Source organism: Acrocarpospora macrocephala (assembly GCF_009687865.1).
Lineage (GTDB): Bacteria > Actinomycetota > Actinomycetes > Streptosporangiales > Streptosporangiaceae > Acrocarpospora > Acrocarpospora macrocephala.
This window is the reverse complement of the sequence record NZ_BLAE01000054.1, coordinates 1-19,273: the sequence shown is the minus strand read 5'-3', so window position 1 is coordinate 19,273 and position 19,273 is coordinate 1. Positions and strand designations below refer to the sequence as shown.

General features: G+C 68.0%; 18 protein-coding genes. 11 read left to right on the top strand and 7 right to left on the bottom strand.

Annotated elements, in window-relative coordinates; genetic code table 11:
* Positions 1 to 44: 44 nt before the first annotated feature.
* From Amac_RS38100 to Amac_RS38060, 9 genes are all read left to right on the top strand, one after another.
* Positions 45 to 428 carry a VOC family protein gene (locus Amac_RS38100; RefSeq protein WP_170322861.1) on the top strand — a complete coding sequence of 128 codons (384 nt, stop codon included), beginning with the start codon at positions 45 to 47 and terminating at the stop codon, positions 426 to 428.
* A 210-nt stretch (positions 429 to 638) separates the two neighbouring features.
* Complete coding sequence (locus Amac_RS38095) at positions 639 to 1,166, top strand: PadR family transcriptional regulator (RefSeq protein ID WP_155359280.1); 528 nt, start codon at positions 639 to 641, stop codon at positions 1,164 to 1,166.
* Positions 1,167 to 1,180: 14 nt separating this feature from the next.
* Positions 1,181 to 1,909, top strand: a complete 729-nt coding sequence (locus Amac_RS38090) for an ABC transporter ATP-binding protein (protein ID WP_218041536.1) — start codon at positions 1,181 to 1,183, stop codon at positions 1,907 to 1,909.
* Between the two features lie 2 nt (positions 1,910 to 1,911).
* Positions 1,912 to 3,726 carry an FtsX-like permease family protein gene (locus Amac_RS38085; RefSeq protein WP_246268982.1) on the top strand — a complete coding sequence of 605 codons (1,815 nt, stop codon included), beginning with the start codon at positions 1,912 to 1,914 and terminating at the stop codon, positions 3,724 to 3,726.
* A 315-nt stretch (positions 3,727 to 4,041) separates the two neighbouring features.
* On the top strand, positions 4,042 to 4,869 hold the full coding sequence (locus Amac_RS38080) for an SCO4651 family lipoprotein (RefSeq protein WP_155359278.1): 828 nt from the start codon (positions 4,042 to 4,044) through the stop codon (positions 4,867 to 4,869).
* A gap of 74 nt (positions 4,870 to 4,943) precedes the next feature.
* The gene (locus tag Amac_RS38075) at positions 4,944 to 5,234 is read left to right on the top strand and encodes a hypothetical protein (protein WP_155347450.1); all 291 of its coding nucleotides are present in this window, start codon (positions 4,944 to 4,946) and stop codon (positions 5,232 to 5,234) included.
* A gap of 38 nt (positions 5,235 to 5,272) precedes the next feature.
* Positions 5,273 to 6,124, top strand: coding sequence for an SPFH domain-containing protein (locus Amac_RS38070; RefSeq protein ID WP_155359277.1), 852 nt, complete (start codon positions 5,273 to 5,275; stop codon positions 6,122 to 6,124).
* Positions 6,117 to 6,296: a type II toxin-antitoxin system antitoxin gene (locus Amac_RS38065; protein WP_155359276.1), complete on the top strand. Its 180-nt coding sequence runs from the start codon at positions 6,117 to 6,119 to the stop codon at positions 6,294 to 6,296. The genes Amac_RS38070 and Amac_RS38065 overlap by 8 nt, the downstream gene beginning before the upstream one ends.
* A gap of 57 nt (positions 6,297 to 6,353) precedes the next feature.
* Entirely contained in the window at positions 6,354 to 7,685 is a 1,332-nt protein-coding gene (locus tag Amac_RS38060; protein WP_155359275.1) for an amidase, read from the top strand.
* A 4-nt stretch (positions 7,686 to 7,689) separates the two neighbouring features.
* Here the strand turns inward: Amac_RS38060 and Amac_RS38055 are convergent, their stop codons facing one another.
* The 4 genes from Amac_RS38055 to Amac_RS38040 all read right to left on the bottom strand — a co-directional run bounded on the left by Amac_RS38055 (position 7,690) and on the right by Amac_RS38040 (position 12,016).
* Complete coding sequence (locus tag Amac_RS38055) at positions 7,690 to 8,556, bottom strand: aldehyde dehydrogenase family protein (RefSeq protein ID WP_155359274.1); 867 nt, start codon at positions 8,554 to 8,556, stop codon at positions 7,690 to 7,692.
* Positions 8,553 to 9,968, bottom strand: coding sequence for an aldehyde dehydrogenase family protein (locus tag Amac_RS38050; RefSeq protein ID WP_155359273.1), 1,416 nt, complete (start codon positions 9,966 to 9,968; stop codon positions 8,553 to 8,555). The genes Amac_RS38055 and Amac_RS38050 overlap by 4 nt, the downstream gene beginning before the upstream one ends.
* A 3-nt stretch (positions 9,969 to 9,971) precedes the next feature.
* Positions 9,972 to 10,910, bottom strand: a complete 939-nt coding sequence (deoC, locus tag Amac_RS38045) for a deoxyribose-phosphate aldolase (protein WP_155359272.1) — start codon at positions 10,908 to 10,910, stop codon at positions 9,972 to 9,974.
* Between the two features lie 161 nt (positions 10,911 to 11,071).
* A complete protein-coding gene (locus Amac_RS38040) occupies positions 11,072 to 12,016 on the bottom strand; it encodes a hypothetical protein (protein ID WP_155359271.1) in 945 nt (314 codons plus the stop codon).
* Positions 12,017 to 12,177: 161 nt separating this feature from the next.
* On the opposite strand from Amac_RS38040, the gene Amac_RS38035 reads away from it, so the two are divergent.
* Entirely contained in the window at positions 12,178 to 12,345 is a 168-nt protein-coding gene (locus tag Amac_RS38035; RefSeq protein ID WP_155359270.1) for a hypothetical protein, read from the top strand.
* A 112-nt stretch (positions 12,346 to 12,457) separates the two neighbouring features.
* A complete protein-coding gene (locus tag Amac_RS38030; protein WP_155359269.1) occupies positions 12,458 to 15,316 on the top strand; it encodes an ATP-binding protein in 2,859 nt (952 codons plus the stop codon).
* Here Amac_RS38030 and Amac_RS38025 read toward each other — a convergent pair whose 3' ends face one another.
* From Amac_RS38025 to Amac_RS38015, 3 genes are all read right to left on the bottom strand, one after another.
* Positions 15,317 to 15,883 (bottom strand): TMEM165/GDT1 family protein, encoded by a 567-nt coding sequence (locus Amac_RS38025; RefSeq protein ID WP_155359268.1) that lies wholly within the window; start codon positions 15,881 to 15,883, stop codon positions 15,317 to 15,319.
* A gap of 196 nt (positions 15,884 to 16,079) precedes the next feature.
* Positions 16,080 to 17,120 carry a UDP-N-acetylmuramate dehydrogenase gene (locus tag Amac_RS38020; protein ID WP_155359267.1) on the bottom strand — a complete coding sequence of 347 codons (1,041 nt, stop codon included), beginning with the start codon at positions 17,118 to 17,120 and terminating at the stop codon, positions 16,080 to 16,082.
* A gap of 82 nt (positions 17,121 to 17,202) precedes the next feature.
* A complete protein-coding gene (locus tag Amac_RS38015; RefSeq protein ID WP_155359266.1) occupies positions 17,203 to 17,766 on the bottom strand; it encodes a hypothetical protein in 564 nt (187 codons plus the stop codon).
* Between the last annotated feature and the right edge of the window lie 1,507 nt (positions 17,767 to 19,273).

The window sequence follows — 19,273 nt, the reverse complement described above, 5'->3', positions numbered from 1 at the left end:
AGTGCCTGGTAGACGTGGTTGAGCCGCCGCGACAGGATACGCGCATGCGATCTCGAACGGCCGGTATGTGGTGGGGCACCGCTATTGAAGCGCCCGATCCCGGTGCCTTGGCGCGGTTCTACTCCGAGTTGCTTGGTTGGCCCATCGGCCACGAGGAACCGGGAACGTCGATTATCGCCGCCCCGCAGGGATCCATCTACCTGGTGTTCCAGCAGGCCGCCGATTACCGGCCCCCCGTCTGGCCGCCCGTCGACGGCGAGCAGCGTCCGATGATGCACTTCGACTTCCAGGTCGGCGACCTCGATTCCGCTGTCGCCGACGCGATCGCCCTGGGAGCCACGCTGGCCGCGGCCCAGCCGCAGGAAAACGTCCGAGTGCTCCTCGACCCGGCCGGCCACCCCTTCTGCCTCTGCCTCGACGAGGACTAGCAGCCGCGGCTGCGCGTAGAGGTCCTACCGTCCGCACGTTGAGGTCACCGGCCAAGAGGAATACAAGGGAACCTGCCGACGACCCGGGCTCTGTCAGCCGGGCCGCGCCGGCTTCGCCAGCCGCAGCGGTCCCTGCAACTGGTACGGCGCGGGCTTGCCAGCGGCGGGGATAACCGTTAGACATAGGGGCTAACGGTTATAGGGGGTCCAATGCAGCAGGAAGTGGTGCTGGCGATGCTGGCCAAAGAGCCATCGCACGGCTACCAGCTGCGTGCGCGGCTGCGCGACGCGCTCGGCCCTCTCGGTGACGCGATGAACGCTGGGCAGGTCTACGTCACGCTGGCCCGGCTGGAAAAGGCCGGCCTGTTGGCGGTCGAGAAGTCTGCCGATGACGCCGACCGGTCGGATCGCAAGGTGTACGCGCTCACCCCCGACGGCCAGCAGCGAGTCGCCGAGTGGATCGCCGAGGTGGGCTGGCCAAGACCCGACCTCGCGGAGTTCCATCTCAAGCTGATCGCGGCCGCGTGGGCCGGGCTGGCCGACCCGCTCACCATCGTCGACACCCAGCGCCGCGAGCTGCTGCGCCGGCTGCGTGACGCCCAGCGCGCCGCCATGGCCGAGCCGAAGCGCTCAGACGCGGCGCTGTTGCTGGAGGGCATCGTGCTCCGGCTGCAGGCGGACCTGCGCTGGCTCGAGGCATGCGAGAAGAACTGGACCCACCGAAGGAGCGGATCGTGAGCAACGCCGCCGACATGCCCGTGCTTCGCGCCCGCGGGTTGCGAAAGGAGTACGGCAAGGGGGAAGGATTGGTGCGCGCCGTCGACGGGGTCGATCTCGACATCGGCGCCGGCGAGACGGTGGCGGTGATGGGGCCCAGCGGCTGCGGGAAGTCCACGCTGCTCCACCTGCTCGGAGGGCTGGACCGGCCCTCGGGTGGAGAGGTGTCGCTGAACGGCCATCGCATCGACGACATCGGCGAGAAGGCCCTGGCCCGGCTGCGGCGAACTGCCGTCGGCTTCGTCTTCCAGTCCTTTCACCTGATGGAGGAGCTCACCGCCGTGGAGAACGTCGAGCTGTCGGCACTCCTGGCCGGACGCTCGCCGCGGGCCGCCAGACGGCGCGCGGAGGATCTGCTGGAGCAGGTCGGGCTCGCCGACCGGGCGCGTTTCCTGCCCTCCGCGCTGTCCGGCGGTCAGCGGCAGCGGGTCGCGGTCGCCCGGGCGTTGAGCAACGAACCGCTGGTCGTTTTCGCCGACGAACCGACCGGAAATCTGGACAGCGCCGCCACCATGGACGTCCTCCAGCTCTTCGAGGGCCTGCACGAGTCCGGTCAGACGCTGGTCGTCGTCACCCACGACGCGCGGATCGCGGCCACCGCAGACCGGATGATCTCGATGCGCGACGGCGCGTTGATAGACGAGACCAGGTTGACCGGTGGCACCACCGGGCAGCTCGGCGCCCTCATCGGACTGGAGGACTGAGGGTGTTGGGCCGCATCCTGCTCGTGGGCCGCCTCGCCGTACGCGACCTCCGGCGGCGCCGCATCGAGGCCGCGCTGCTGCTGCTCGCCATCATGGCGGCCACCACGACGTTGACGCTCGCGCTCGTCCTGCGCGACGCGGCCAGCGACCCGTACCAGAGCACCCGGGCGGCGACCCACGGACCTGACGTGGTCGCCGGCGTCTACCAGCCTGCGAAGCTTTCCGGCCTGGAGGAGTTGGCCGGCGCTGCCGGCGTCATCGACCACAGCGGGCCGTACCCGGTCGCCCCGGCGAAACTTCAGGCATCCGGTCGAACGTCAGATGTGCAGGTCGTGGGGCGCGACGCCGCGCCCGCGTCGGTCGACCAGCCCGAGCTGATCCAGGGCAGCTGGGTCCGCGATGGCGGCGTGGTGGTCGAGGCCGCCTTCGCCAATGCGCTCCATGTGCGCGTGGGTGATCCGGTCACTCTGGACAGCCGGTCGTTCGAGGTCGTCGGCGTTGCGGTCACCGCCGCCATGCCGCCCTATCCGGGCGCGTCCTGCATTGTCGCCATTGGTTGCGTAAACGGTGCCATTACCGACGAAGTGCCTCCGGGGTTGTTGCACAATCCCGGACTGGTCTGGCTCACCCAGGCGGATGTGCGGAGCCTCACCACCGACTCCCTGTCCTACGTGATGAACCTGAAGCTGGCCGATCCGGCTGAGGCCCAGGCGTTCGTGGCGAACCACGGCGAACATGGCGGCGCTACGCCTATGCAGCCCTGGGAGAACATCCTCGAAGACGCCACCGAGCTGGCCAGAGACTCCCAGATCCTGCTGCTGATCGGAGCCTGGCTGCTTGGCCTGCTCGCCGTGGCCGGTCTTTCTGTACTGGTCGGCGGCCGGATGGCCGATCAGACCAGACGCGTCGGACTCCTCAAAGCAGTCGGCGGCACGCCGAGCCTGGTCGCCGCCGTGCTGCTCGCGGAGTATGTCCTCGTGGCCATCGTCGCGGCCGCGGCCGGGTTGGCGGTCGGATCGCTGGCCGCTCCGTTGCTCGCCGAGTCCAGTGCCGGCCTCATCGGTAGCGCGGGCACGCCGTCGATGACCATGTCCACGGTCGGTCTGGTGACCGCCGTGGCACTCGGAGTCGCGGTAGTCGCGACCGTTGTTCCGGCCGTGCGCGCCGCCCGCTCCAGCACCGTCAACGCGCTGGCCGACTCGCCACGCCCACCCCGCCGCATCGGTTGGCTGATCGCGATCTCGGCGCGACTGCCCGTCCCGCTGCTTCTCGCCTTGCGGGTTGCCGCCCGCCGGCCGCGCCGGGTCGTGCTGGGGGTGGTCAGTATCGCGATCACGGTCAGTGGGATCTTCGTCGTCCTGGTACTCAACGCCTTCCTCACCACCCAACCACTCGCCGGCGGATACGCCGATGCTCAGGTGGAGGTGCTGCGCCAGGTACTCCTCGTCTGGATCGTCATACTGCTCTCCCTGGCGGCGGTCAACGCCATCGTCATCACCTGGGCGACGGTGCTCGACAACCGGCATTCGTCGGCGCTGGCGCGCGCCCTCGGCGCAACCCCGCGTGATGTGAGTACGGCACTGGCGGCCGCGCAGGTGCTGCCCGCGCTCGTCGGCGCTGTCGTGGGCGTCTTTCCGGGAGGCTTCGCACTGTTCGCCGCCATCAACGCGATCACCGGCGGCGACAGCGACAGGGCCACGCTTCCGTCGCTCTGGCAGCTGCTCGCCGTGGTGCTGGCAACCGTGCTCGTGGTGGCGGCGCTCACCGCTGTTCCCGCCCGCCTCGGCGGCCGCCGCCCCGTGACCGAGACCCTCTGAGCCGAACTCGCGTCGACGATCTCCGAGAAGGACGGGACGCGGGCGGTGGTCCATGGTCAACACGTGGCCGTTACTCGGTCGGCAACTCCAGCTTTGACGCAAAGTAATCGCCTGCGAACCCTCTGAAATCCGCATTTAGGGATATTTCATCCGAAATCGGTACATAACGTCCTTTGGCAGGTCAATTTCGCCGGACCAGGGGGATACATGGGACAGGCTCGTCTTCGACTAGCCGCGATCGGCACCTTGAGCGTGCTGGCCAGCGGCATCGGTGGGACCACAGCGTGGGCGAACCCCGCGCCACCGTCACCGGGCATGACCGAAAGTCCGCCTAGCGAAATGCCGTCGGAGGAGACGACGCCGCCGGAGGGGTCGGAGAGCCCGACCAGCAGCCCGACGGCGACCGAGGCCGACCCGACGACCGCACTGCGGCAGGCGCTGACCAAGTCGGCGCAGGCAACCAGCAACATCGGCAAGTTCACCTTCACCTCGGGCGACACCACGGCGAACGGCACGTACCAGTACCAGGCCAAGCCGTCCGTCGTCCTTGAGGCCAAGGCGACCGACCTCACCTTGAACGGCAAAGCGAGCTCCGCCAAACCCGAACTGATCGTGAGCGGCGGCACCGCGTACGTCAATCCCGACGGTCTCGCCCAGGGCGCCCAGGGCCCACCCTGGTGGAAGGTCGCCCTCGCCGACCTCAAGGGCCCGCACGGGCAGGCCATCCGCAAGATGTTCGACACCGCCACGGTCACCAACCCGGCCACCATCGAGAAGCTCGTCCACGCGTACGAGGACGTCAAGATGGTCGGCACCTCCGAGGTGGACGGCAAGACCGTCACCCACTACACCGCCAACTACAACGTGGACCTGGCCAAGGCCGCCTTCGGCGTCGCGTCCGCCAGCCCGATGGAGAGCCCAGGCGCCACGGGCGTCCACGAACTCCGGTCCGACATCTGGGTCGACGAGCACGGCATGGTACGCAAGTCCCGCTACCGCAACGAGGAAGGCGAGAAGCCGCAGTTCACGCTGACCTCGACGGTAACCGAGTTTGACAAGCCGGTCTCGGTCCAGCCGCCACCGGCCGACCAGACCAAGCAGGTCACGCCGCAGATGCTCAAGCAGTTCGGTCTGGGCGGCTGACACCCATCGCAGAAGGTACGCCCCCGAGGGGGCGTGCCTTCGCCTTGCCGGAGCGGACCCGGCATGATCGCCGCATGAGTGAGTGGCGGGTTCTCGTTGAGGAGAACGTCGGGCGGTTCGACCGCAAGGAATGGCGGATCTCGGACATCTACGAGGTCGACGGGGGTCGGGAGGAGGCCAGGTCCATCGCGTACGAGCTGGCGATGCGGCATCAGCCGAAACATCCAGGAGTGGAGGCGGATCGGGCGGTCTATCGGATCAACGAGGACATGTGGCTGACCATGGTCATCGGGGCGACGTCCCGGTTCCACTACCGGGTCACGGTGGCCGAACTTTTCGCGCGCGCGTCTACGGCGAAGGAGTGATAGCTTGGTGATATCACTTCAATAGCAAGGAGGAGCCGATGGAGCGACAGGCGTTCCGGGTCAACGGTTTCTGGGTGCTGCTGGCCATCGTCGTGGTGGCCGCGGCTCTGGTGGTGTTAGGCCTGTCCAGCGGGGAGGTCACCGCCATCGTCATCTGGGCCGTCGCGCTGGTGCTGGTCGGCGTGCTGGCCACCGGATTCACGGTGATCAACCCCAACGAGGCCAAGGTCATCCAGTTCTTCGGGCGGTATGTGGGCTCGGTGAAGGACCCCGGGTTCCAGTTCGTCATCCCCCTGACGGACCGGCGCCGCGTCACCCTGCGCGTGCGCAACTTCGAAACCACCAAACTCAAGGTCAACGACGCTGACGGCAGCCCCGTGGAGATCGCCGCGGTGGTCGTCTTCCGGGTGGTCGAGACCGCCAAGGCGTCGTTCTCGGTGGACAACTACGAGCAGTATGTGGCGATCCAGTCGGAAGCCGCCGTCCGCCACCTGGCCACCACCCATCCGTACGACTCGCATATCGAGGAGCGCACCAGCCTGCGCGACGGCGCCAGCATCGCCGAAGAGCTGACCACGGAGCTGCGCGACCGCACCGAGCTGGCCGGGATCGAGATCATGGAAGCCAGGATCACCCACCTGGCCTACGCGCCGGAGATCGCCCAGGCGATGCTGGTCCGCCAGCAGGCCTCGCAGGTCGTCGCGGCCCGGCGGCAGATCGTGGAAGGCGCGGTCGGCATGGTCCAGCTGGCGCTGGACCGGCTGAGCGCCGAGCATGTGGTGGAGCTCGACGAGGAGCGCCGCGCGGCGATGGTCTCCAACCTTCTGGTCGTGCTCTGCGGCGACCGCGCGGTCCAGCCGGTGGTGAACACCGGCAGCTTGTATGCCTGACGCCCGGCGCGAGCCGAAGAAACTGCTGCTGCGGCTCGACCCCGCCGTCCACGAGGCCATCGCCAAGTGGGCGGCGGACGACCTCAGAAGCGTGAACTCGCAAATCGAGTTCGCTCTGCGGCTCGCGCTCAAACAGGTGGGGCGCGGCCCTCGCGAACCCCGCGATGAGTGATGCATCGGCTTGGTTACAAGGCTTCACACCGCCGGGGGGTGGGGTCAGACTCTGGGCATGTCGTGGGTCGGTCGTACCGCTGTGGAGATCGCTGAAGCCGTGCGGAACGGGAAGGCCACGGTGCCGGGGGTCGTGGCCGAGCATCTCGCCGCCATCGAGGCGCGGGCGTCCGCGCTGGGTGCCTTCCGGAAGGTGCGGAGCGAGGAGGCCGTCCGGGAGGCGCAAGCCGTACAGGATCGGGATGATCTCGCGGAGTTGCCGCTGGCCGGGGTGCCGGTCGCGGTCAAGGACAACATCGAGGTGGCGGGCGAGGCCACCCGCAACGGCTCCGCGGCCACGCCCGCCGAGCCCGCGACCGCGGACCATCCCGTGGTGGCCCGGCTGCGGCGGGCGGGCGCGGTGGTCGTCGCCCTCACCAACGTCCCCGAGCTCAGCCTGGTCGCCTTCTCCGACAGCGTGTACGGCACCGCTCGCAACCCGTGGAACCTGGACAGAACGCCCGGTGGTTCGTCGGGTGGGAGCGCGGCGGCGGTGGCTGCCGGGCTCGTGCCCCTGGCGGTCGGCAACGACGGCCTCGGCTCGCTGCGCATTCCCGGCGCGTGTTGCGGCATCATCGCCATCAAGCCGGGTCTCGGCGTGGTTCCCGCGCCGACGCATGACTGGTTCGAGATGTGCGAGAACGGCCCGCTGACGACGACGGTCGCCGATGCCGCGCTCGCCCTCGGCGTCATGGCCGACGACGCCACGCTCACTCCCCGAGCTATCGATCTGCGCATCGCGGTGGCGCCCAACCCGCTGCCCGTCGGCCTGTCCATCGACAACGAGTTCCAGCGCGCGGTCGAGGAGGCGGGACACTCCCTCCGCGAAGGGGGCCACACCGTGGTGCCCGGCCGCCGCCTGCCGCCCATCGTCGGCATGTCGTCAATCGTGGCCTGGTACTCCTGCGCCGCCGAGGACTCTCAGGGCCTTCCCGTCGCCAAGCTGGAACGCCGGACCCGCACGCTGGCCGCCGCCGGTCGCACCGTCCGCACCCTCCACCTGGACGGCACCCGCACCCGCGACCGCTGGCGCGCCAACGGCGCCGACCTGTGGTTCGGCAACGCCGACGTCCTCCTCACCCCCACTCTCGCCCACATCCCCCCGAAAGCCCACCGCTGGGGGCGACGCGGCCTGACCAAGAACACCCTCCTCAACGTCGGCTACGCCCCCGTCACCGCCGCCTGGAACCTGGCCGGCTGGCCCGCCATGACCGTCCCGTACGGCCGCCACTCCACCGGCCTCCCCATCGGCATCCAACTCATCGCACCCCCAGGCGCCGAACCCCAACTCCTCGGCCTCGCCACCCACCTGGAATCCACCCGCCCCTGGTCCCGCCACGCCCCGAACTAACCAACTAGACGCCGATGGGGTGCCAGACGGTTTTGGTTTCGAGGAAAGTCGTCATGCGGGCGGTGCCCGGGTCGGCGAGCCAGTCGATTGTGTCTGTCGGGGGGCGTAGGACTCGTTTGAGGTTCTCTGCGGCGAGTTCTTCGCAGGTGAGGGCGAGTTCGGGGGATGCGCCGGTCAGGTCGAGGGCGTTGACGTCCATGTGGCCGGCCAGCCAGGGGGCGATTTCGTCGGGCTTGCCGGTGAGGATGTTGACGACGCCGCCGGGGAGGTCGGAGGTGGCGAGGACCTCGGAGAGGGTGATCGAGGGGAGGGGGGCGCGTTCTGAGGCGATGACGACGCAGGTGTTGCCGGTGACGATCACGGGGGCGATCACGCTGATCAGGCCGAGGAGCGGGCCCATCGGCGGGGCGACGATGGCCACGACGCCGGTCGGCTCGGTTGAGGAGAGGTTGAAGTAGGGGCCCGCGACAGGGTTGGCCGAGCCGCGGATGGCGCCGATCTTGTCGGACCAGCCGGCGTACCAAACCAGGCGGTCGACGGCGGCGTCCACGAGTTCGGTGGCCTTCTTGGTGGAGACGCCGTCGGCGGCGACGAGTTCGGCCGCGAACTGGGCGCGGCGGCTCTCCAGCATTTCGGCGATCCGGTAGATCACCTGCCCCCGGTTGTACGCGGTTGCACCGGACCAGCCCGCGAACGCCTTCCGGGCGGCTACCACGGCATCCCGGGCGTCCTTGCGGGACGCCTTGGACGCGTTGGCCAGGAAATCGCCCTTGGAGGAGGTCACGACATAGGACCTTCCGCTCTCCGATCGGGGAAACGCACCGCCGATGAACAGTTTGTACGTCTTGCGAACCGACAGCCGCTCACTCATCGAAGGTACGCCTCCAGCCCATGACGCCCGCCCTCGCGGCCGTACCCGGATTCCTTGTAACCGCCGAACGGCGACGCCGGATCGAACCGGTTGAACGTGTTGGACCAGACGACCCCGGCCCGCAGCCGATCCGCCGTCCACAACATCAGCGACGCCTTCTCCGTCCACACCCCGGCAGACAGCCCGAACGGCGTGTTGTTCGCCTTTTCCACAGCTTCTCCGGGCGTACGGAACGTCAGCACCGACAACACCGGCCCGAAGATCTCCTCCCGGGCGATGCGATGCGACTGCGCGACCCCGGTGAAGATGGTCGGCGGGAACCAGAACCCCCGATCGGGGATCGCGCACGCCGGAGACCACCGTTCGGCGCCCTCCTGCTCCCCCATGTCGGACAGTTCCCGAATCTTGGCCAGCTGAGCAGCCGAATTGATCGCCCCGATATCAGTGTTCTTGTCCAGCGGATCGCCCATCCGCAACGTGCCGAGCCGCCGCTTCAGCGAAGCCAGCAACTCACCCGCGATCGACTCCTGGACCAGCAACCGGGACCCGGCGCAGCACACATGCCCCTGGTTGAAGAAGATCCCGTTCACGATCCCCTCGACCGCCTGATCGAGCGCCGCGTCCTCGTACACGATGTTGGCGGCCTTCCCCCCGAGCTCGAGGGTCACCTTCTTCCCGGTGCCCGCCACCGACCGCGCGATCAGCCGCCCGACCTCGGTCGACCCGGTGAACGCGACTTTGTCGACATCCGGATGGTTCACCACCGCCGCACCGGTTTCGCCCGCCCCGGTCACGATATTTACGACGCCGGGAGGCAAATCCGCTTGCTGGCAGATCTCCGCGAACAGCAACGCCGTCAGCGGGGTCGTTTCCGCGGGTTTGAGCACGACGGTGTTCCCGCAAGCCAGCGCTGGCGCGATCTTCCAGGCCAGCATGAGCAGCGGGAAGTTCCACGGGATGACCTGGCCCGCGACGCCGAGGGGGCGGGTGCCGTACCCGGCGTATTCGAGTTTGTCCGCCCAGCCCGCGTAGTAGAAGAAGTGCGCGGCGACCAGGGGCAGGTCCACGTCGCGGGATTCGCGAATCGGTTTGCCGTTGTCCAGGGACTCCAGGACGGCCAGTTCGCGGGCGCGTTCCTGGATGATTCTGGCGATCCTGAACAGGTATTTGGCGCGTTCGGCGCCGGGCATCGCCGACCAGGTGGTGAACGCCTTGCGGGCGGCCTGGACGGCCAGGTCCACGTCGGCGGCCGAGGCGGCGGCGATCTCGGCGAGTTTCTCCTCCGAGGCCGGGTTGATCGTCTTGAACGCCGACCCCGACCCGTCCACGAACTCGCCGTTGACGAACAGCCCGTAGGACGGCTTGATGTCGACGACATCGCGCGACTCGGGCGCTGGTGCGTACTCGAACATCCTTTAGTCCAATGTGAAGTAGTCGGGGCCGGAGTAGCGTCCGGTGTCCTGCTTCTGCCGCTGCATGAGCAGATCGTTGAGGACCGACGAGGCGCCGAGCCGGAACCAGTCCGGATGCAGCCAGCCGTCGCCGGCAGTCTCGTTGACCAGCACCAGCATCTTGATCGCGTCCTTGGTGGTCCGGATGCCGCCGGCGGGTTTCACGCCGACCTTCCGCCCGGTCGTGGCGAGAAAGTCCCGAACCGCCTCCAGCATCACCAGCGTCACCGGCAGCGTGGCCGCGGGCTGCACCTTCCCCGTAGAGGTCTTGATGAAGTCGCCCCCCGCTAGCATGGCCAGCCACGACGCCCGCCGCACATTGTCGTACGTAGCGAGTTCCCCGGTCTCCAGGATCACCTTCAGATGCGCGCTCCCGCAGGCCGCCTTGATCGCGACAATCTCCTCGAACACCTTCAGATAGTCACCGGCCAGGAATGCCCCCCGATCGATGACCATGTCCACCTCGTCGGCCCCCGCCGCGACCGCCAGCGCCGTGTCGGTGACCTTCACCTCCAGCGACGACCGCCCGCTGGGAAACGCCGTCGCGACACTGGCCACCTTCACCCCGGAACCCCGCACCGCCTGTACGGCTTCCGCCACCAGATCCGGATAAACACAGACGGCGGCTACCCGGGGAACGTCCGGATTGCTGGGATCGGGATGGACTGCTTTGGCGCACATCGCCCGCACCTTGCCAGGCGTGTCCGCGCCTTCGAGCGTGGTCAGGTCCACCATCGAGATGGCCAGGTCGATCGCCTGCCGCTTGGCGGTGGTCTTGATGGACCGGGTGCCCAGCATGGCGGCGCGGGCGTCCGCACCCACCTTGTCGACACCGGGCAGCCCGTGCAGGAACCCGCGCAGGGCCGCGTTCGACGAAGCGACGTCGGTCGTCAGAGTTGACACCCCCCTAGCATCGCCGACCCGGACGAACGAATCCAAACCGGCTCGCCCCCGGCACGCTAGCCCCCCAACGCATCACCGCAGGTCAGACAGGAGAGAAGGGAACAGCCCGCCGATCCTGCGCCCGAATCTTTGGCACATCTCACGGGTGCCAACACCGCTGATCACCCCCCAGTTCGCGGATATGACAGCACATACTGCCCAGCCGCCCCCTCGGCGATCGCCCACATCCTCCCCGTCCCGGCCACATGGGCAATGCCTTTCAGCTCAGCCTGCGGCACCGGACTCAGCTGCCGCATCCACCGCCCGTTCCGCAGGTGAACCAGATAATCCCGCTCCGCCATCCACACCCCGCCGGCGCCATCCGCCGCGGCATGCGTGTACGCGCCGCTGGCCACCCGCCGCCCCATCCGACTCCACGAGCTGCCATTCCACCGCAGAACCACCCCTTCCGCCTTGGTCACGGATCCGACCGCATACGCCTCCGCAGGGGACAAAGCGACGATGTCATTGATCTCAATCGGCCCACCGGGCGCGACGGTGGCGGTCCACTTCGAGCCGTCCCAATGCTGGAAATGGGTGACCCGATCGATGCTGCTCACCGCCCACACATCCGAGGGCCCGGTCGCGGCATACGCGGTGACCGGCCGAGGCGTCGTGACCTTCCGCCAGACCCGGCCGTTCCAGCGCCACGACACATCCCGCATGCCGGCATCCGTCCACTGCAACCCCGAAGCCCAGACATCGGCGGGCCCGGCGACGACCGCCTCGGTCACATGCGCGTCCAGCGCCCCCAGCGGCTGATCCGTCCACCCCTGCCCGGTCCACCGCCCGGCCACAACCCCCGCAGAACCATCCGCGAACCGCCACATCTCCCGCCCGCGCCCCACGATCAGGTACGGCTCGCCGTCCTCCCCCCAAACCCGGCCATCCCAGTGCAGCGCGGTAGCACCGGCCCGTACCACCCAGAGATCGGAAGCCCCCGCCGACACTCCCTCAAGCGGCGTGGAGGCGGCCGGAGGCATGACCCGGAAGACCCGCCACTTAGTTGCTTTCACCTGCGGAGACAGCAGGGTCAGCAGCACCGCGAAGATCGTTAGAGAGGTCACGGAGCTTCATGCTGACGCGTCTAAGGCGGGGATACGGCGTGCCTTAGGGCGGCCTAGGCCAAAGGTTCAGCAAGAGATAGGGCATCCGCCTGATGTGGGCCTGGGGGCCTTAGCCCGAATCTTAAGTATGTAAGGAAAAAGCGAATCAAGGAGAACCTCAAATGGGTCCCGAACTGCACTACCAGCTGATCATCAACCGGGTCGCCGAGCTCCACCAGGAGGCCACCAGCCACCGTCGGGCACGCGAGGCGCAGGCGTCGAGGAAGGCTCACCAGCGGAGCGCGAGTCGTCGCCTCCGGGGTGGGTTCAACAAGTCTCGCACCTCATGACGACCGCATGCATGCCCGGCCGGAACCTCCCTCCCGGCCGGGCATGTAAGGCCCCTCCGTAGCCCGGTTCACCCGCAGAAAAACAGGGCGAACAGCCCATAGAAGGCATGACATGCTGGACAACATGGTGGGTCGAGCGGTTAGCCCCGTCTTCGTGGGACGGGTGGCGGAGCTGACGTTCCTGGCCGAAATATTCGACCAGGCGCGCAAGCAGACCGCCGCCGCGGTGTTACTCGGCGGGGAGGCCGGGGTGGGCAAGACCCGCCTGGTGAGCCGCTTCGCCGAACAGGCCGAACAGGACGGCGCCCACGTGATCGTCGGCGGTTGCGTCGAACTTTCCACCGAAGGCCTCGCGTACGCGCCGTTCACCGCGGCGCTGCGCCAGCTCGTCCGGGAGATGGGCGCCGCCGACGTGGCCGCGATGCTGCCCGAAGGCGCCGCCCGTGACCTGGCCCGGCTGTTGCCCGAATTCGGGGAGCCGAGCGGGGACACCGAGAGCGAAACCGCCAGGGCGCGGCTGTTCGAGCAGATCCTCACCCTGCTGGAGCGGCTGGCGGAACAGCGGCCGGTGGTCCTCGTCATCGAGGACATCCACTGGGCCGATCGATCCAGCCGCGATCTCATCGCATTCCTCAGCCGGAACATACGCGCCGTTCCGCTGCTGATGGTCATGACGTACCGGTCGGACGAGTTGAACCGCACCCATCCGCTCCGGCCGGTGCTGGCCGAACTGGCCAGGGTCGACGGCGTCTCCCGGGTGGAGGTGCCCCGGCTGACCCAGGACGAGGTGGCCGAGCAGATGGCCGGGATCCTCGGCCGGACCCCGGAGTTCGCCCGGGTGGGCAAGGTGTTCGAGCGCACCGAGGGCGTTCCGCTGTTCGTCGAGGCGATGGTCGAGTGCGACGGCGACTACTCCTTCCCCGACTCGCTGCAGGATCTGATACTCAGCTCGGTCGAGCGGCTGCCGGAGGAGACCCAGCGGGTGCTCCGGATCGCGGCCGCGGGCGGGATCCGGGTCGGGCACGAGCTGCTGGCCAGGGTCAGCGGCCTCTCCGACATCGACCTGGAGAACGCGCTCCGGCCCGCCGTGGCGGGCAACGTGATGCAGGTCGCGGACGGTGGGGCGTACGCGTTCCGGCATGCGCTGATTCGCGAAGCCGTACACGATGAGTTGTTGCCCGGGGAGCACGCCCGCATGCACGCGCGGTATGCCGAGGCGATCGACCAGGATCGTAGCCTGGTGCCGCCGGGGCGGGCGGCCATCGAGATGGCGCACCACTGGTTCTCCGCGCGGGACGATCTGTGGGCGCTGGTGTCGGCGTGGGAGGCGTCCGGGAAGGCGGCCAACGCGTTCGCCTACACCGAGCAGATTCAGCTGCTGGAACGGGTGCTGACCTTGTGGGACAAGGTGCCGGACGCGGCTGAGCGGATCAACGCCGACCACACGACCGTGCTGGAACGGGCCTCCGAGGCCGCGTACCTCGCCGCCGACATCGATGGGTGCATGAAGTTCGCCAAAGGCGCGCTCAGCGAGCTTGACGAGGCCGTCGCGCCGGAGCGGGTCGCCGCGCTCCTGGTCCGCCTGGTCAACTGCAAGGTCCAGAAGGGCAAGGACGGCACCCTGGAGGACCTGCGGAAAGCCGAACGGCTGGTGCCGCTGCCCAGCGAGACGCGGGCGATGGTGCTGTCCCGGCTGGGGACGCTGCTCATGCTCGGGGACCACGTGGTCGAGGGAACCGCCGTCACCCAGGAGGCGCTGCGGGTCGCGCGCTCGATCGGGGACGAATGCCAGGAAGCCGACCTGCTCATCAATCTCGCGCTCGGTCACTCCATCTCCGGCGATCTGCATTCCACGCTGTCCACCAACCGCCGCGCCCAAGCCATCGGGGCGCGCCACAAGTCCGGCCGTGTCGTCCTGCGCGCGCTCGCCAACAACGTGGACGCGCTGGAGAATCTCGGCCGGTCGGAGGACGCCGTCGAGCTGGCCGTCGAGGGCGAGAAACTGGCCAAGCAGTACGGCCGCTACCGGGATCAGGGCGTCTTCATCGCCAACAACCGCGCGGAGGCTCTGGAATCTCTGGGTCGCTGGGACGAAGCGCTCGCCGTCATCAAGCGCGCGTTGACCATGGACCCGGCGGTGCGCAATCGCTGGCATCTCACCCGGACCCGGGCTGGGATCCTGCTGGCCAGGGGTGACGCGGACAATGCCAAGGACGATCTCGTGGAAATCGGGGCGCTCTCCGGCCGGTTGGAGGAGTGGACCCAGGAGTGGACCCAGAACACCCGGCTCGCGCTCGGCTGGCATCTGCTCGTTGGCGACCCCATGACCGCGCTCGACAAGGCCGAGAGCGCGCTGATCAACCCGCCGTGGTCGCGTAAGGCCATGCTCGGCTGGCGGTTGCTGGCCCAGATCTACCGGGTCACCGACGCCGCCGCTCCCGTCAGCCCCGATCGCGCGGACGCGCTTCGGGCCCGCGCGGCTGATCTTGCCGCGCGCATGAACACCGACGGGCCGGTCAGCGAGATGTTCCGGCTGGAATGCCTCGGGGATTTCATCGGCGCCGCCGAGGGCTGGCTGCACCTCAACCGCCCCTACGCCCGGGCCAAGGCCCTCTTCCATGCCGCCACCACGGCCACCAACCGTGACTTGATCAACGAGTGGCTCCGCGAAGCCAGAACCATCGCCGTCGACCTCGATGCTGTTCCGCTGGTCACTCACGTCGACCTGCTCGCGCGTCGTACGGGCATCTCCCTCACCGAGGCTCCCGAGGAACCGGCCCTTCTCACCCCCCGTGAACTGGAAGTTCTCCGCCTGGTGGCCGAAGGCCGCTCCAACCGCGACATCGCCAGCCAACTCTCCATCTCCGCCAAAACGGCCAGCGTGCACGTCTCCAACATCATCGCCAAACTGGGCGTCTCCACCCGAGGCGAAGCCACCGCCGCCGCCCACCGCCTCGCCCTGCTGAGCTGATCAGAGGATGGCTTCGGCGATGAGGATGACGCCGAAGGTGGCGAAGGCGGCGGAGGCGCCGTATTTGATGAATTTTTCGGGCAGGTGGGTGCCGAGGAGGCGGCCGACCACGATGGCCAGGGCGTCGGCGGCGACCATGCCGACCGTGGAGCCGATCCAGGTGGCGAGCCAGCCGTGCTGGGTGGCGAGGGTGATGGTAGCGAGCATGGTCTTGTCGCCCAGTTCGCTGAGGAAGAAAGCGACCGTTACCGCGATAAGGACGGATTTGGTGGCCCGTTGAGCTTTGCGGGCTTCGTCGGCGGTTAGTTCGTCGCCGCGGAGGGTCCACAGGGCGAAGCCGAGGAAAGCGATGCCGGCGGCGATGGAGATGGCCGTGGTCGGAAGCGTGTCGCCGAGGAAGCCGCCGAGGGCGACGCTGAGCAGGTGGACGATCGCGGTGGCCAGGGTGATGCCCGCGAGAACCGGCAACGGCCGAAAGCGGCTCGCGAAGGTCAACGCCATAAGTTGGCTTTTGTCGCCGAGTTCGGCCACGAAAATCACAATGAGGGAGATCCAGAACGCTTCCACGCGGAGGTGGCCTTCCCGTTCACAGCAACCGGACCGCGTTCCACTGGGGGCATGACTTCGGTCCGGCAGCTTGGTATCGCTGTCGGACCGAAGGTCTCGTCCGCCACGAGGGCTCCGGGACCGGACGCGTAGCGCGTCAGCATGTCGATCGCCGGATTCTGGACTACTCCCCTTCGGGTTTTTTCACTCTAGCCCATCACAGGCGCACACCTACCATGACCGGTTCGTTCACTAATGTGACCCCGAACTTCTCCCGCACCCCGTCCCGGACCTCCCGGGCCAGCGCCAGCAACTCCTCCGCGCTCGCCGCCCCCGTCGGATTGGTGAGCGCGAGCGTGTGCTTGGTGGAGATCCGTACCGACCCGCGCTCGTACCCCTTCGGGAACCCCGCGTTCTCGATCAACCACGCCGCCGGAACCTTGACCCGCTCCCCCGGCATGTCCCACCGCGGAAACTCCGGCGCCCGCAACTCAAGCTCCGCCGCCTCGGCCGCACTCAAAATGGGATTGGTGAAGAACGACCCCGCACTGATCGTGTCCGGATCATCCGCATCCAGCACCATGCCCTTCCCCCGCCGCAACCCCAGCACCGCCGCCCGCGCCTCCGCCAACGGCACCCGAGCCCCTAACTCGACCCCCAACGCCAAAGCCAGTTCCTTGTACGCCACCGGCCCCGACAACCCAGACTCGACAAGATCGTAGGTAACCGCCAGAACGAGATGCCGCCCCTGATCCCCCTTGAACGCACTGTCCCGATAAGCGAACCCGCACGCCGCCGCCGGCAAATCCCGCGTCTCCCTGGCAAGCCGGTCATACACCCGCACCGACGAGATCGTCTGCGCGACCTCCTGCCCGTACGCCCCCACGTTCTGAATCGGCGTCGACCCGACAAGCCCCGGAATACCCGACAGGCACTCAACCCCGGACAACCCCTCGGCCACACACCGCGCGACCAGCCCGTCCCAATCCTCCCCCGCCTGTACGGTCACCCGCCCCGCCCCGCCGAACTCCACCCCCGCCGACGCGACCTTCACCACCAGCCCCGGAAACCCCTCATCACCGAGCACGAGATTGCTCCCGCCCCCCAGCACCAGGACCTGCTCCCCAGCCCGATCAGCCCCCGCCACGATCTCAACCAACTCATCCTGCGACCCCGCCGACACAAACGCCCGCGCAGCCCCACCCAGCCGCAACGTCGTATACGGCGCAAGCCGCACCCCTACCAAACGATCAGCCATACCCATCCTCGATCGCCCCAAAGTCGCCGCCCAGCCTAGCCGCCATGCTCTCCCGCAGCCGCCGCACTCCCGACCGCAACTGCTAGCCGTTCGTGGTCTCGCGCAGACGTTTGAGCACTCGGTCGTAGGTGCGGCGGGATTCCTTGTCGCGGTAGTCCGGATCGACGTCGTGGTAGCCGCGGTGGCGTTCCTCGCGGACCGGGAGATCCTTCTCGGGGACCACGAGCGTGCCCGGCAGGCTGAGGGAGAACTCCAGGTCGGCGTTGCGGTAGAAACGTGCTCGTTCCGGGAAGCCGCCCACGCCGAGCGCGGTCACCCGGCGGACGGCGAACAGATGGCCGAGCAGGGCTTTGACCTGGCCCGGGCCGGCGTCCTCCCACTTATGTCCTTCATTGGCGGGATTCACCCCACGCCAGCCCGCGGCTTCGACACCGTCAGCGTCCAGCTCCTGCACCAAGGGCGTGATCGCGTCCCCTTCGAAGACCGTGGACGTCTCCAGCACGACATGAATGTCCGCGGTGTCCAGATGCAGCAACTTGGTCCGCGCGGCACCCCAACCAGCAGATCCCTCCCGCCAGTGCGGCTTTTCCGCGACATGCCACTCTTTGATGCGATCCGGGTAACGCGCAGCAAGCTCGTGCAGCATCGCCCCAGCACCATCCACGTCACCCAAATCCAGCGCCACAATCTGCGCCGAGGTATGAGCAATCACCGACTCCACACAGGTCTGAAGATCTTCAGGCCACCCATCCACCAGAATCCCCACCGAAACAATCGGCGGCACGCCCGATTCATCCGCACCCGCGCCAGTAACCTCACCAAGGTCACCGGTAGACCGACCATGACCGGACTGAAGTTGGCCAGACCCCACCTGCCCAGGCTGCGGTTGGCCGGACCGACCCTCGCCGGACCCCACCTCGCCAGACCGACCTTGATCGGACCGACCTTGATCGGACCGACCTCGACCGGACTGCGACCGATGAGACGGATCATGGTCAGATTGCACGTCGCCAGACTGACCCTGGCCGGACCCCACCTCACCTGACCGACCTTGGCTAGGCCAACCTTGATCAGTTGGCGCCTCACCGGACTGGCCCTGGCTGGACTGGCCTTGCCTGAGCTGGCCCTGGCTGAGCTGACCCTCGCTGAGCTGACCCTCGCTGAGCTGACCCTCGCTGAGCTGACCCTCGCTGAGCTGACCCTCGCTGAGCTGGCCGGGTTGAGGCCCGGTCGGTTGAACTTGGCTGGGTTGTGGGGCCTTGCCACGGTCCGCGCGTTCCTGTGGGGCACCTTCCTGTGCCGCGGCGGCCCTCTGTGCTTCGACGGCTCTTTCGTGGTCGGCGATGACCTGGTCGATTCTGGAGGTAGCGCTGCTGCCGTCCCACAGGAGCTGGGAGGCGACCATGGACGGTGTACCGGCCGCTGTCAGCGCGGTCTCGATCATGCCGCCGGGCGCCGTTGGGTCTTCTGCGGCGGTGATTGTCTCGTTGGCGGCGCGCGCGTTCTCGGCCTGGGATGGCGTGAGCGCGGGCCCGCCGGCCTTGTGTGATCGCTCCGGGCGGTCGCCTGCTCGTTCGGCCGAGGCTGCTTTGTCCCGAGCTTTCGCCCAGTGACGCGCCTTGTCACCTGCCCCGGTGAGGGTTCCCTTGGCCCGCACCCCACCCTGGTCAAGTCGCGAAATATCCACAATGACGGCGGCGACCGGAATCGACTCCACCGTCGGCCAGACTTCGAACGGTGGTTTGGCGGTGAGCTCGAAGCCGCCGCCGGGCGTGTCGTGCACGATCCAGCCCGCAGCCGCAATCTCATCCCGCAAATGATCGGCAGACACGAAGTCACGCTCCGCCCGCGCCCGCGCCCTCCGCTCGGCGAGTTCAACGACATCACGTGAAGGTTCCGTCACTTAAGTGACGCTACCCAGCCAAATCCGAAACTACCGCGACCAGCCACCCGCCCTGGGGAAATCACAGCGCCGCGCCCCCAACCGCCTGACCAGGGAAGCAACACCACCTGAACAGGAGGACTACACCGTCCCATCAGGAGAGCCCCACCACACCGGCCAGCCGCCCTGAGGGGATCACAGCGCCGCACACCAACACCGCCGACCACCTGATCAAGGGAGCCACGCCACCCGAACAGGAGCAACAAACCGG